At 60.5% G+C, this 14279-nt stretch carries 11 protein-coding genes; 8 read left to right on the forward strand and 3 right to left on the reverse strand.

What is annotated here, in order from left to right; all coding sequences use genetic code 11:
* Positions 1-4: 4 nt before the first annotated feature.
* From AC07VR_RS12870 to AC07VR_RS12905, 8 genes are all read left to right on the forward strand, one after another.
* Positions 5-1594: an ABC transporter ATP-binding protein gene (locus AC07VR_RS12870; RefSeq protein WP_494993232.1), complete on the forward strand. Its 1590-nt coding sequence runs from the start codon at positions 5-7 to the stop codon at positions 1592-1594.
* A 41-nt stretch (positions 1595-1635) separates the two neighbouring features.
* Positions 1636-1875 (forward strand): hypothetical protein, encoded by a 240-nt coding sequence (locus AC07VR_RS12875; RefSeq protein ID WP_494993233.1) that lies wholly within the window; start codon positions 1636-1638, stop codon positions 1873-1875.
* A gap of 32 nt (positions 1876-1907) precedes the next feature.
* Positions 1908-3323: a sigma-54 interaction domain-containing protein gene (locus AC07VR_RS12880; RefSeq protein ID WP_495011445.1), complete on the forward strand. Its 1416-nt coding sequence runs from the start codon at positions 1908-1910 to the stop codon at positions 3321-3323.
* 307 nt (positions 3324-3630) lie between these two features.
* A complete protein-coding gene (locus tag AC07VR_RS12885) occupies positions 3631-5022 on the forward strand; it encodes a GntP family permease (protein ID WP_494993235.1) in 1392 nt (463 codons plus the stop codon).
* Positions 5023-5029: 7 nt separating this feature from the next.
* Complete coding sequence (locus tag AC07VR_RS12890) at positions 5030-5803, forward strand: 3-hydroxybutyrate dehydrogenase (protein WP_494993236.1); 774 nt, start codon at positions 5030-5032, stop codon at positions 5801-5803.
* Positions 5804-5968: 165 nt separating this feature from the next.
* Positions 5969-7924, forward strand: a complete 1956-nt coding sequence (locus tag AC07VR_RS12895; protein WP_495011446.1) for an acetoacetate--CoA ligase — start codon at positions 5969-5971, stop codon at positions 7922-7924.
* Positions 7925-8082: 158 nt separating this feature from the next.
* The gene (locus tag AC07VR_RS12900) at positions 8083-10620 is read left to right on the forward strand and encodes a PAS domain-containing hybrid sensor histidine kinase/response regulator family protein (protein ID WP_495011447.1); all 2538 of its coding nucleotides are present in this window, start codon (positions 8083-8085) and stop codon (positions 10618-10620) included.
* A 54-nt stretch (positions 10621-10674) separates the two neighbouring features.
* Positions 10675-10950 (forward strand): peptidylprolyl isomerase, encoded by a 276-nt coding sequence (locus AC07VR_RS12905; RefSeq protein WP_007932676.1) that lies wholly within the window; start codon positions 10675-10677, stop codon positions 10948-10950.
* 144 nt (positions 10951-11094) lie between these two features.
* Here AC07VR_RS12905 and AC07VR_RS12910 read toward each other — a convergent pair whose 3' ends face one another.
* The 3 genes from AC07VR_RS12910 to AC07VR_RS12920 form a co-directional block, all read right to left on the reverse strand.
* The gene (locus tag AC07VR_RS12910; protein ID WP_495011448.1) at positions 11095-12030 is read right to left on the reverse strand and encodes a sugar kinase; all 936 of its coding nucleotides are present in this window, start codon (positions 12028-12030) and stop codon (positions 11095-11097) included.
* A gap of 129 nt (positions 12031-12159) precedes the next feature.
* A complete protein-coding gene (locus AC07VR_RS12915; RefSeq protein WP_494993240.1) occupies positions 12160-13377 on the reverse strand; it encodes an amino acid deaminase in 1218 nt (405 codons plus the stop codon).
* A gap of 39 nt (positions 13378-13416) precedes the next feature.
* Entirely contained in the window at positions 13417-14181 is a 765-nt protein-coding gene (locus tag AC07VR_RS12920) for an IclR family transcriptional regulator (protein WP_494993368.1), read from the reverse strand.
* Positions 14182-14279 lie beyond the last annotated feature (98 nt).

Below are 14279 nucleotides of genomic sequence, written 5' to 3' on the forward strand. Positions count from 1 at the left end.
TGATATGAATGACAACCTGATCGAAATCCGCGACCTCAGCGTCGCCTTCAGCGGCCAGACCGTGGTGCGCGATCTGTGCCTGGATATCCGCCCCGGAGAATGCCTGGCGCTGGTGGGTGAATCAGGCTCAGGCAAATCGGTGACCGCTCACTCGATCCTGCAACTGCTGCCCGAAAGCGACGCGCAAACATCGGGCAGCATTCGCTATCGCGGCCAGGAACTGTTGGGTGCAGATTCCAGCACACTGCGACAGCTTCGCGGCAATCGCATTGCGATGATTTTTCAGGAACCGATGACCTCCCTCAACCCGCTGCACAGCATCGAAAAGCAGATCGGCGAAACCCTGCTGGTGCACAAAGGCCTGGGTGGCAACGCCGCACAACGACGCATCATCGAATTGCTGGAACTGGTGGGCATTCACAAACCCCTGGAGCGGCTCAAGGCCTACCCGCATCAGCTCTCCGGCGGCCAGCGGCAACGGGTGATGATCGCCATGGCCCTGGCCTGCGAACCGGAACTGCTGATCGCCGATGAACCGACCACCGCGCTGGATGTGACGGTGCAGCGCAAAATACTGCTGCTGCTCAAGTCCCTGCAAAAACGTCTCGGCATGTCATTGCTGTTGATCAGCCACGACCTCAATCTGGTGCGCAGCATTGCTCAACGGGTCTGCGTGATGCGCGCTGGAGAAATCGTCGAACAGGCGGACTCCGAGACGCTGTTCACCCAGCCCAAACACCCCTATAGCTGCCTCTTGCTCAATGCCGAGCCGGAAGGCGAAGCCCTGCCTCGGGACGAGCGTGAAGCAGTGTTGCAGGTCGATGATCTCAGCGTGGTATTCCCGTTGGGCGGCGGGCTGTTTCAGCGCAAGACCTGGCTGCGCGCGGTCGATGGCATCAGCCTTAGCCTGCAGCGCGGCAAGACCCTGGGCATCGTCGGTGAGTCCGGCTCCGGCAAGTCCACTCTCGGCCAGGCGATCCTCAGGCTGCTCGACTCCAAAGGCAGCATCCGCTTTCAGGGGCAAGCGCTCGATGGCCTGACACAAAAACAACTGCGGCCCTGGCGCAAACAGATGCAAGTGGTGTTTCAGGATCCGTTCGGCAGCCTCAGCCCACGGATGTCAGTGGCCCAGATCATCAGCGAAGGTCTGGAAGTTCACAGCCAGTCGACCCCGGCCGAATGCGAAGCCCAGGTCATTCGGGTGCTCGAAGAAGTCGGCCTCGATCCGCAAAGCCGCCATCGCTACCCCCACGAGTTTTCCGGTGGCCAGCGCCAACGCATCGCCATCGCCCGTGCGCTGGTGCTCAAGCCGGCATTGATTCTGCTGGACGAACCGACCTCGGCGCTGGACCGCACGGTGCAGAAACAAGTGGTCGCCCTGCTCCGTCAGCTTCAGGAAAAACATGGCCTGACCTACCTGTTCATCAGCCACGACCTGGCGGTGATACGCGCTCTGGCCCACGACATGATCGTGATCAAGGACGGCAAAGTGGTGGAAAGCGGTGCCAGTCATGACGTATTCGATGCGCCGCAGCATCCCTATACCAAAGAACTCCTGGCCGCCGCGCTCCCGCATCTGCCGCCGACCCTGTAACCTTGAGCGCATCGCAGCCTAATTTCTTATCTGGACGTCCCATGACCCCTAACGCAGAGTTCTATAACCCCTCCACCGACTATGCCGACAAGCTGATCACGCGCATCGGGCAAACACCCAGCTGGATCGCAAAACGCATCGGCGTCACCGACAAGCGCATTCGCTACATCCTTGATGGTTCGCGAACCGTCAAAGGCGAAACCAGCCCGATCCATATGACCTATACCGAGCAGTTCGCCCTCGAATGTCTTGCGGCCGAGGCCAGTGCCAAAAAGAAATAGCGTTTAAGCGCTGACTTCCATTGAGACCGCCCATGAACGACACCGACAGCCTCAAGGATTACCAGCGCGTTCGCCTGTTGGCGATCCGCTCGTTGTTCGAGATCATCGAACAGTCCAGCGAAGGCACGGTGATCGTTGACCGCGATGCCAACATCGTCTGGATGAACGAACGCTACGCCCGACGTTTTGGCCTTGAGTCCGCCGAGGTGGCCATCGGCAGGCCCTGCGAAAGCGTAATCCCCGGCAGCCTGTTGCGCGAAGTGGTGCGTACTGGCCGGCCGATCCTGCTGGACATGCAAGACACTCCAAAAGAACCGCTGGTGGTGATGCGCCTGCCCATCCATGACGATGCCGGCACCGTCATCGGTGCCATCGGTTTTGCCTTGTTCGATGAACTGCGCAGCCTGTCGCCAATGCTCAAACGCTACATGAGCATGCAGCAGGAGCTGGCCTCGACCCGTTCGCTGCTGCGGGCGCGGCAGTCCAAATACAACTTTGCGCACTTTATCGGCACCAGCGCCGCCAGCCTGGAAGTCAAACGTCGCGCCCGGCGCAGTGCAAGCGCCGATTCGCCGGTGTTGCTTCTGGGTGAAACCGGAACCGGCAAGGAGCTGCTGGCCCAGGCCATTCACGGCGCGTCCCCGCGGGCGCACAAAGCCTTTGTCAGCATCAACAGCGCAGCGATCCCGGAAGCGCTGCTGGAAGCCGAGTTTTTCGGCACCGCACCCGGCGCCTTCACCGGCGCGGATCGCAAGGGGCGCACCGGCAAATTGCAGATCGCCCAGGGCGGCACCTTGTTTCTCGACGAGATCGGCGACATGCCGCTGCCGCTGCAAAGCAAGTTACTGCGGGTGTTGCAGGAAAAAGAGTTCGAACCGGTTGGGTCCAACGAAATGATCCAGAGCGATGTGCGGGTGATTGCCGCGACCTCGACCGACCTTCAGGCCGCGATCAAACGCGGCGAGTTTCGCGCCGATTTGTATTACCGCCTCAACGTCTTGCCAATTCAGGTACCGCCGTTGCGTGAACGGCTCGACGATTTGCCAGCGCTGAGCGAAGCGATCCTGGAAGAACTGCGCAGCCAGCATGAGCTCGACAGTGAAGCCTTGGCGCTGCTCGGCCAGCATGCCTGGCCGGGCAATATCCGCGAATTGCGCAATGTACTGGAACACGCGGCGTTGCTCAGCGATGACCTGATGCTCAATGCGGCGGATATCCGGGCGGCGATCGGCACCTTCAGTCCAGTGGAGCGTGTTGCTTCTCTTGCGCTGGAACCCGTCCCCCATGAAACCTTCAGCGCGGCGCGGGAACGGTTTGACCGGCAGTTGATTGAAACCACCCTCGCGCAATGCGCTGGGAAAGTGATTGAAGCAGCAGCGCGCCTGGGGCTGGGGCGCTCTACGCTGTACAAGAAGATGGTGGCGTTGGGAATTGCCGAGTCTCAATAAAGAGACACAAATCTCCAAAAAGAGACCTCCGATCATTCCCACGCCCTGCGTGGGAATGCAGCCCCGGACGCTCTGCGTCCCGAGCCAATTCGAAGCGTGACGCAGAGCGTCACCTGATGCATTCCCACGCAGAGCGTGGGAACGATCGGGTTATTCGTCTCTAATTAGAGACACCTACTCCTCCCTCTGGAAAACCACGGGTAAAAAAACCAGTTATTTCAACCAGTTAGATCGATGGCACGAAACTGGCTATACCTTCAACCACAAAAGCTTCGCCCTACAAAAATAACAATCCAGGAGACACACCATGAGTGTGATCATTGCCTTGGCAGCCCTCGCGTTGCTAATGCTCGCGGCGTACCGTGGCTACAGCGTTATCCTCTTTGCTCCAATTGCCGCCCTCGGCGCGGTACTCCTGACTGATCCTTCCGCCGTCGCCCCCGCGTTTACCGGGGTGTTCATGGAGAAAATGGTCGGTTTCATCAAACTGTATTTCCCGGTGTTCCTGCTCGGCGCGGTGTTCGGCAAGCTGATCGAGCTGTCCGGTTTCTCGCGATCAATCGTCGCCGCCGCCATTCGCTTGCTCGGTACTCGTCAGGCGATGCTGGTCATTGTGCTGGTCTGCGCCCTGCTGACCTACGGCGGCGTGTCGCTGTTCGTGGTGGTGTTCGCGGTCTATCCGTTTGCCGCCGAGATGTTCCGACAGAGCAATATCCCGAAACGGCTGATCCCGGCGACCATCGCCCTCGGCGCGTTTTCTTTCACCATGGATGCCCTGCCCGGCACCCCGCAAATCCAGAACATCATCCCCAGCACCTTCTTCAACACCACCGCCTGGGCCGCCCCCTGGCTCGGCGTGATCGGAGCGATCTTCGTTTTCTGCGCCGGCATGCTGTTTCTGCAACGCCAGCGCAACAAGGCCCAACACACTGGCGAAGGCTACGGCACAGAGCTGCTCAATGAGCCGCAAACCGCTGAAGACCTCAAGCTGCCCAACCCATGGATCGCCCTCTCGCCGCTGTTGCTGGTGGGCCTGATGAACCTGCTGTTCACTCGCTGGATTCCGCTGTGGTATGGCAAGACCCACAGCCTCAGCCTGCCGGGCATGTCCGCACCAGTGCAAACCGACATCGCCAAGCTCACGGCGATCTGGGCAGTCCAGGCCGCACTGCTGGTGGGCATCATCATGGTGCTGATCTTCGGCTTCCAGGCGATCCGCGGAAAACTCGCCGAAGGCAGCCGAAGTGCAGTCAGCGGCGCGCTGCTGGCCGCGATGAATACCGCATCGGAATACGGCTTCGGCGCCGTGATCGCCTCGCTGCCAGGCTTCCTGGTGCTGGCGGACTGGCTCAAGAGCATTCCCAATCCGCTGGTCAATGAAGCCATCACGGTCACACTGCTGGCGGGCATCACCGGCTCGGCATCGGGCGGTATGAGCATTGCCCTGGCGGCGATGTCCGAAAGTTTCATCAGCGCCGCCCATGCGGCCAATATTCCGCTGGAAGTTCTGCACCGGGTCGCGGCCATGGCCAGCGGCGGAATGGACACCCTGCCGCACAACGGCGCGGTGATTACTTTGCTGGCGGTCACCGGACTGACCCACCGTGAGGCCTATAAAGATATTTTCTGCATTACGATTATCAAGACCCTGGCAGTTTTCATGGTAATCGGAACCTTCTACGCCACTGGCATTGTGTGAGGCATCTATGACGAATCTTACGGGCAAGACCGCGCTAGTCACCGGTTCCACCAGCGGCATTGGCTTAGGGCTGGCCCTGAGCCTGGCCAAGGCCGGTGCCGACCTGATCCTCAACGGCTTCGGCGACGCCAGTGCGGTGATTGCCGAGGTCAGGCAGTTCGGGGGCAAGGTCGGCCATCATCCGGCCGACGTTAGCGACCCGGCACAGATCGCCGAGATGATCGCCTATGCCGAGCGCGAATTCGGCGGCGTCGACATCCTGGTGAACAACGCCGGCATCCAGCATGTGGCCGCCGTAGAGGACTTCCCGGTGGAACGCTGGGACTCGATCATCGCCATCAACCTTTCATCCGTATTCCACAGCACCCGCCTGAGCCTGCCGGGTATGCGCGCCAAAGGCTGGGGGCGGATCGTCAATATCGCCTCGGTGCACGGCCAGGTTGGCTCGGTGGGCAAGGCCGCTTATGTCGCCGCCAAGCACGGGGTGATCGGTCTGACCAAGGTGGTCGGCCTGGAAACCGCCACCAGCAACGTTACCTGCAACGCCATTTGCCCGGGCTGGGTGCTGACCCCGCTGGTGCAGAAGCAGATCGATGATCGCGCAGCCAGAGGTGTCGATCCGCAGCAGGCGCAACATGATCTGCTGGCCGAGAAGCAGCCCTCATTGGAGTTCGTCACGCCACCGCAGCTGGGTGAGCTGGTGCTATTTTTATGCAGTGACGCCGGCAGCCAGGTGCGTGGCGCAGCGTGGAATGTCGATGGCGGGTGGTTGGCGCAGTAAGACCTTAATCTGATTCAACTAGATGATCGTTCCCACGCGCAGCAAAGGAATGCCTCATTGGACGCTCTGCGTCCGCTCTTGTGACGCAGAGCGTCACGGGCTGCATTCCCACGCGGAGCGTGGGAACGATCTGTTAGGCACATTCTAAAAAACAAGAGGCGATCTATGTCCGAAATCTTGTGGCAACCCAGCGCCGAGCGAATCAGCAAGACCCGGATGGAGACCTTTCGGCGCTTCATCAATCACCGACACGATCTTGAAATCGCCGACTACCCGGCCTTGCACCAATGGAGCATCGATCGGCGCGAAGACTTCTGGCAGGCCATCGTCGATTTCTTCGACATCGAATTTCACGCAGCGCCTACCGCAGTGCTGGTCGAAGGCCCACAGATGCCCAGCGCCCATTGGTTCCCCGGCGCCACGCTGAACTTCGCCGAGCATCTGCTGCGTCGCCGTGACAAGTACCCGGCGGTGATCGCCATCCGCGAGAATGGTCAGCGCGAACAGCTCACCTACGCCGACCTGGCCAGCCATGTCGCCGGTCTGCAAAAGAGCCTGCAAGCGGCCGGCGTCGGCCTTGGCGACCGGGTTGCCGCCTGCATGCCCAACACCTGGCAAACCCTGGTCGGCATGCTCGCCACCACCAGCCTGGGGGCGATCTGGTCCTGCTCTTCGCCGGACTTCGGCACCCAGGGAGTGATCGATCGCTTTGGTCAGATCGAACCCAAGGTGCTGATCACCTGCGCCGGCTATCGCTATGCGGGCAAAGAGATCGACCAGACGGCGAAGGTCAACGAGATTCTCGAACGCCTGCCGTCGCTGCAGCAATTGATCATCGTGCCTTACGCGCGAGGTCAGGCGCGCGTCGAGGACTTCCGGACCACGGCCAATGTGGCGATCTGGAGTGACTTCTATCAGGCGGGCGGCGAGCCCGAATTCGTTGCCGTACCCTTTGAACATCCGCTGTACATCCTCTACTCCAGCGGCACCACCGGTGTACCGAAATGCATCATCCACAGCACCGGCGGCGTACTGCTGCAACACGTCAAGGAGCACGGGCTGCACGTTGACCTGGGTCACGACGACAGGCTGTTCTACTACACCACCTGCGGCTGGATGATGTGGAACTGGCTGGTCTCGGCACTGGCCGTTGGCGCCAGCGTGGTGCTGTACGACGGCTCACCGTTTCATCCGGGACCGGAACATCTGATCGACCTGATCGACAGTGAACAGATCAGCGTATTCGGCACCAGCCCCAAGTACCTTGCGGCCCTGGAAAGCGCCGGCGTTCAACCGCGTCGCAGCCACGATCTGAGCAGTCTCAAAAGCCTGCTGTCCACCGGCTCGCCGCTGTCACCGCACAGTTACGACTATGTCTACCGCGAGATCAAAAGCGAACTGTGTCTGTCGTCGATGTCTGGCGGCACCGATATCGTTTCGTGTTTTGTGGCCGGCAATCCGCTGCAACCGGTACGCCGTGGAGAGATGCAGGGCAAGAGCCTGGGCATGGCCATCGAAGTATGGAACGACGCCGGCCAGCCGATTGTCGGGGAGAAAGGTGAACTGGTCTGCACCCGCCACTTCCCGGCCATGCCAATCGGCTTTTGGAACGACCCGCAGCAGGAAAAACTGCGCGCCTCGTATTTCAGCCAGTTCCCGGGAGTGTGGGCGCAGGGCGACTATGCCGAACAGTTGCCCCACGGTAGTGTAATGATCCACGGCCGTTCCGACGCGGTGCTCAACCCCGGCGGCGTGCGCATCGGCACCGCGGAAATCTACCGGCAAGTGGAGAAGATCGAGCAGGTCGTGGAAAGCGTCGCCATTGGCCAGAGCTGGCAGGACGATGTGCGAGTGGTGCTGTTTGTACGACTGCGTGAAGGCGTTGAACTCAATGAAGCGCTTGAGCAAGCCATTCGCGAGGTCATCCGCGCCAACACCACGCCGCGGCACGTGCCGGCGAAAATCCTCGCCGTCACCGATATTCCGCGCACCATCAGCGGCAAGATTGTTGAACTGGCAGTGAAGAATGTGGTGCACGGGTTGGCGGTGAAAAACACCGATGCTCTGGCCAATCCAGAGGCATTGGAGCAGTTTCGGGATCGGGTGGAGTTGAAGGTGTAGAATCCGGGCTTCCCGTCGCCTGAAAAATGGCTTTCGCGGGCTTGCCCGCGAAATATCCGATTGAATAGAAGTCACCCATTAATGCGACTTTTTGAGGTATTAAACGTCTATTGCGTGGAAGCAGCAAAAAGATCAGGCCCCCATTCAGGACCCCTCAGATGAATGAATCGTCCACCGACAGTGAAGCCCAGGCACTGATTGCGCGGCTGGACTGGGCGCACAGCCCCCTGGGCTTTCCCTCCAACTGGCCGCAAAGCCTGCGCACGGCCGTGGATATCGTGATTCATTCGCCCATGCCAATGTTGCTGCTGTGGGGGCCGCAGCTCACGCAAATCTACAACGACGGCTTCGCCCTATTGGCCGGCCACAAGCATCCGCAGGCTTTCGGACAGCCGACGCACTTGATATGGCCGGAACTCGAAGACTTCACAGCCCCCATTTACCACGCCGTCCTGCAAGGCCAGGTGCGAACCTACAGCGAACAGCGCTTTAACCTGCAACACCTTGGTCGCAAGTCCGAGCTCTGGCTCGACCTGACCTACAGCCCGATCCGCGACGAACAGGGACTGGTCGCCGGGATTCTGGTCACCGCCATCCAGACCAATGAACGTCGCCGGGTCGCGCTGGAACTGAAAATGCGCTCCGAAGCCAGCATCAAGGCCCAGCACGAGTCCGAAGAACGGCTGCAGCTGGCACTGGCTGCCGCAGGTGCCGTGGGCACTTGGGACTGGAATATCCGTGAAGACCGCTTCATTGCCGACGCCCACTTTGCCCAGTTGCACAGCGTCAATCCGGTGCTGGCCGATCAACTGCCCATTAGCGAATACCTGGCCGGTGTGCACCCGGAAGATCGCGCCATGCTCGCCCGCAGCATCAAACATTGCATCACCCACGGTACCGAATATTCCGAGGAATACCGCCTGCTGCAACCCGACGGCCAGCTGCGCTGGGTGTTTGCCCGGGGACGCTGCTACAAGGATCACCATGGCCGGCCGACCCGCTTCCTCGGTGCCGCACTGGACCTGACGGATCGCAAACAGATCGAGCAAGCGCTACGCCAAAGCCAGACCGAGCTGCAATTGATCATCAACGCCATGCCGGTGCTGATCGGCTATGTCGATCGCGAAGAGCGCTTTCGGCTGAACAACGCCGCGTACCTGGACTGGTACGGCATGACCCCACAAGAGCTGTATGGCAAAACCATTCGCGAAGTGATCGGCGACGAGCTCTACGCCGACCGCGCCGAGCAGATCGCTGCTGCCCTGGCCGGTAAACCTTGCAGCTTCGAGGCCGAGTCCTTTCACCGTGACGGTCGCCCGCGCCATGCGTTGATGAAGTATCTGCCACGCTACGCTGCCGACGGCGCGATCAATGGCTTCTACATTTTTGTGATCGATGAAACCGAGCGCAAACGGACCGAAGCAGCCCTGCGTAACCTCAACGAAACACTGGAGGAGCGTGTCGCCGCCCGGACCCGGGAACTGGCCGAAACCAACCAGCGACTGCAAAACGAAATGATCGAACGCGAGCGCGCCGAAGACGCGTTGCGTCATGCGCAGAAGATGGAAGCCGTCGGCCAGCTCACCGGCGGCATTGCCCATGACTTCAACAACATGCTTACCGGGATCATCAGCAGCCTTGATCTGATGCAGCGCTATATCGCTGATGGGCGCAGCGCCGAGATTGGCCGTTTCACCGACGCCGCCGTGTCCTCCGCCAACCGCGCCGCGGCCCTGACCCATCGGCTGCTGGCGTTCTCCCGACGGCAATCGCTGGACCGCAAACCCATCGACCCCAATCAGTTGGTGCACTCGCTGGAAGACCTGCTCAGCCGGACCAAAGGCGATCACATCGAACTCAAGCTACAGATGGCGGCCGAAGTCTGGCCGGTCAGCACCGACGTCAGCCAACTGGAAAATGCCCTGCTCAACCTGGTGATCAACGCCCGCGATGCCATGCCCAATGGCGGCGAACTGCTGATCGAAACCTCCAATAGCTACCTGGACGGGACTGACATCAGCACCGTGGAACCGGTCAAGGCCGGCGACTACGTGATGATTGGCGTCAGCGACAACGGCAGCGGCATGAGCCCTTCGGTGCTGGCCAAAGCGTTCGAGCCGTTTTTCACCACCAAACCCATCGGTCAGGGCACCGGCCTGGGCTTGTCGATGATCTATGGTTTTGCCCAGCAATCCGGTGGCCATGTCAGCCTTACCAGCCTCCCGGGCCAAGGCACCAGCGTGCGCCTGTATCTGCCCCGGCTTTACCTTGCGCCAGTGGAGCAGATCCAGGCAATCGCCCCCCAGGAAACGCCACCAGCCATTGCTGGTGAAACAGTGGTATTGGTGGAGGACGACCCGGCGGTGCGTATGTTGGTACTCAATGTGCTCGATGAACTGGGGTATAGCACCCATGAAGCTCAAGACGCCAAAGCTGCACTGCCGCTGCTGGAGTCCGACCTGCGGGTCGACCTGCTGGTGACCGACGTCGGCCTGCCGGGCATGAATGGCCGACAACTGGCAGAAATCGCCCGCCAGTATCGACCCGAACTGAAGGTGCTGTTCATGACCGGTTACGCCGAAAAAGCCCTCGAACGCCAAGGGTTTCTTGAGAACGGCATGGACATGGTCGCCAAACCGTTTTCCATCGACCTGCTGGCCAACAAGATTCGCACGATGATCAGCCAGAAAACCTGAGTTTCGGGCATAATCGCGCGCCCCGCTGACAGCACCGCTTCAAGGTAATGCCCCATGAAAGCTCAAGCCCGCCATATTCTGGTGAAAACGGCCGAAGAGGCCGAACAACTCAAGCAACGCATCGCCAAAGGCGAAGCGTTCGACGTGTTGGCCAAGAAGTACTCCACCTGCCCCTCCGGTAAACGCGGCGGCGACCTGGGTGAAGTGCGGCCAGGACAGATGGTCGGGGCCATTGATCAAGTGATCTTCAAAAAACCGCTGCGCACCGTGCATGGGCCGATCAAGAGCAAGTTTGGCTATCACCTGGTGCAGGTGTTTTATCGGGATTGATCAGGTGTCTTCAAGGGCCTCATCGCGAGCAAGCCCGTTCCCACATTAGACCTGCGTCGACCATGGATCTGGCAGTTGAATGCGATCCAGTGTGGGAGCGGGCTTGCTCGCGATCCGAATGCGCAGCAGGCGGCCATTCCCAGCCTAATCTCTAGGAATCAACGCCCCAGGCACTTGAATCACCCGGCTCGCCAATCGATGCCCTGCCTCTGCCGCTTGCACCGGGCTCCCCCCACTGAGTCGGCTGGCCAGATACGCTGCACTGAACGAATCCCCCGCCGCCGTAGTGTCCACCACCTGCTCGACCACCTGCGCCGGCACTTCAAAATTCTCGCCTTCACAACGGATCAAACACGCCTCGGCGCCGCGCTTGAGCACCACTTCCGGGATGCCGATCTGCTCATAGGCGGCAAACACGGCTGCACTATCGGAAAACCGGAACAGCGCCTGCTCGTCATCGAGCGTCAGCAACGCCAGATCGACATACGGCAATACCCTGCGATACGCCGTCTGCGCATCCTCGACCGATGCCCACAAGCGCGGCCGGTAATTGTTGTCGAAGACTATTCGCGCATCCTGTTGCCGGGCTTCAATCAGGGTCTCCAGTAACTTCTCTCGTCCTTGCACGCCGAGCACCGCCAAGGTGATACCGCTGAAATACAGCACGTCGTAGTCCGGCAATGCCGCCAGAATCGGCGTGGCCGCAGGCGTGGTGAAGCAGTCACGCACCGCCGCTTCGTTACGCCAATAGAGAAAGCGCCGCTCGCCCTGGGCATCGGTCTGGATGCAATACAAACCGGGCAAGCGCCCCGGCAGGCGCTGGACCATGCTCAGGCCAATACCTTCGCTAGCCCAGTTTTGGCACATCGCCTCGCTGAAGCTGTCATCCCCCAGGGCCGTGACGTAATCCACCGTCGCCGCATCGCCCAATTCGCGAGACAGATAGACCGCAGTATTCAGCGTGTCACCACCAAAGCTTTGCTGCAGACTGCCGTCAGCGCGCTGCTGTAACTCGATCATGCATTCGCCGATCAGTGCAATGCGCGGAGGGTTGGGGCCGAGATTGCTGATGGTATTCATGTTTGGAGAGCTCCGATGATTCTGCGGCGTCTGGCAGGCCGCCTTCGCGAGCAAGCTCGCTCCTGCAGGGGTAGGTGATCTCCTGTAGGAGCGAGCTTGCTCGCGATGGCTGCGACTCGGTGTTGAACCTTAGAAACAGGTTTCCATGCTTTCGATGACATTCAACTGCTCATCCACCAAACAGCCGGTGCGCCACTTGTCGAAGGTCAGGCACGGGTGCGAGGTGCCGAAGGAAATGATGTCGCCCACGCGCAATTCGCAACCGGGAGCCACAGTCATAAACGCATGCTGATCCATCACCGCGGTCACCTTGCAGGCACTGACGTCGTCGCCCCTGGCGGGTACCACACCCGCCCGATATCGCAATAGCGGTACCGGCAAACCGGCGTCGTACGCCACATCGCGTTTGCCCAGAGCGATCACCGCAAAACCCGGCTCCGGCAATGATTGCACGTGGGCCCAGACTTCCAGCGCCGGGCGCAAGCCTTCGTGCAAGTCGCTTCGACGGTCCAGCACGCAGCATTGCGCTTCTTTGTAGATGCCATGGTCGTGGGCCACATAACTGCCGGGGCGCAACACGCTGAGGAAACGTCCGCTGGCGTTCTGCGCCTCAAAGGATTCGGCGATCAAGTCATACCACGCAGAACCGGAAGCGGTGATGATCGGCTTGGCAATATCGAAGGCGCCACTGTCTTGCAGGTCAACCGCCAGGCGGACCAAAGAGGCCGCAAACTCACGAATCCCGCTCACGGCCTGATCGCCGTGGATCACCCCTTCGTAACCTTCGATGCCGGTCAGGGCCAGCGCCGGTTGCGCCTTGATGGCCTTCGCCAGATCGAGCACTTCCTGCTCGCTGCGGCAACCGCAACGGCCGCCAACCACGCCGTATTCAATCATCACGTTCAGACGCACACCGCGCTCGGCGAAATACGCCCCGAGGTCGGCGACGTTGTCCGGGTGATCGACCATGCAGTGAAATTCGAACTGCGGATCGGCCAGCAACTCGGCGATCAACGCCATGTTGGGTGCGCCGACCAATTGATTGGCCATCAGCACCCGACGCACGCCATGGGCGTAGGCCGCACGGGTCTGCACGGCGGTGGCCAGGGTGATGCCCCAGGCGCCCTGCGCCAACTGACGACGGAACAGCGCCGGGGTCATGCTGGTTTTGCCGTGGGGTGCCAGCTCTGCGCCGCTGTTGCTGACAAAGTCCTGCATCCAGCGAATGTTGTGCTCAAGCGCATCACGGTGCAGCACCAGAGCCGGCAGGCTGACGTCGCGCACCAGGTTGACACCGGGCTGGGCGGCGCCCTTCTCCACGGCAGCGATATTCAAGGTAGAAGGCATGATCTAACTCCTCACAAACGCGGCCGCGAGCAACCGCTGCTATTCGTTGATGCGACGGGCCAGGTTGTTCGCGCTGTCGATCAGCACCCGGCGGTAGTCGTTGTAATTGTTCTTGGCATCGGCCCGCGGGGCGACGATGCACAGGGTTGCAATGCAAATGCCGCGCTCGTCCTTCACCGGTGCGGCGAAGCAATGGGTAAAGGTGTCGGCCACACTGTCGAAGGAAAAGAACCCATCGATGCCGGCCTGACGAATTTCCTTGAGGAAGTTTTCCAGCGGCAAGCGCTCACCGTCGGGCAGGATGAAGTCGTCGTGATCGATCAGGTCGACAATCTCTTGATCGCTCAAATGGCTGAGCAGCAAACGCCCGGAGGCGGTCCAGGGGATCGGCGCGTTCTCGCCGATGTCCGAGGAAATCCGAAAATGCCGCTCACCTTCTTTCATCAGCGCGACCGTGTATTTGCGCCCGTTGAGCAGGCACATTTGTGCGGTCTCACGGGTCTGGCTGACGATTTCCTGCAAGGCGTGGTCAGCCTCGCGGGTCAGGTCGAAATGACGTAAGTGCGCCTGACCGAGGAAGTACAGCTGGCGGCCCAGATAGACATGACCGTCCTTGCCCACCGGCTCGAGAATCCGTCGTTCGAGCAGGGATGCAACCAGTTCATAGACGGTGGACTTCGGGCTGCCGATGCCGCTGGCGATATCGTTGGGGCGCAGTGGCTGGCCGATTTCCTTGAGGAAATCGAGGATATCGAACGCCCGGTCCAACCCGCGAGCCCGGCGCTTGATGGTGTCTTCGGTCATGTCAGTGGATTCCCATTCAAATTCACCGGGGAGTTTACCGCTAATGATCGTTCCCACGCTCCCGCGTGGGAACGCCGCCATGGACGCTCTGCGTCCGC

It is taken from the genome of Pseudomonas sp. GW821-FHT02H09 (assembly GCF_059421425.1).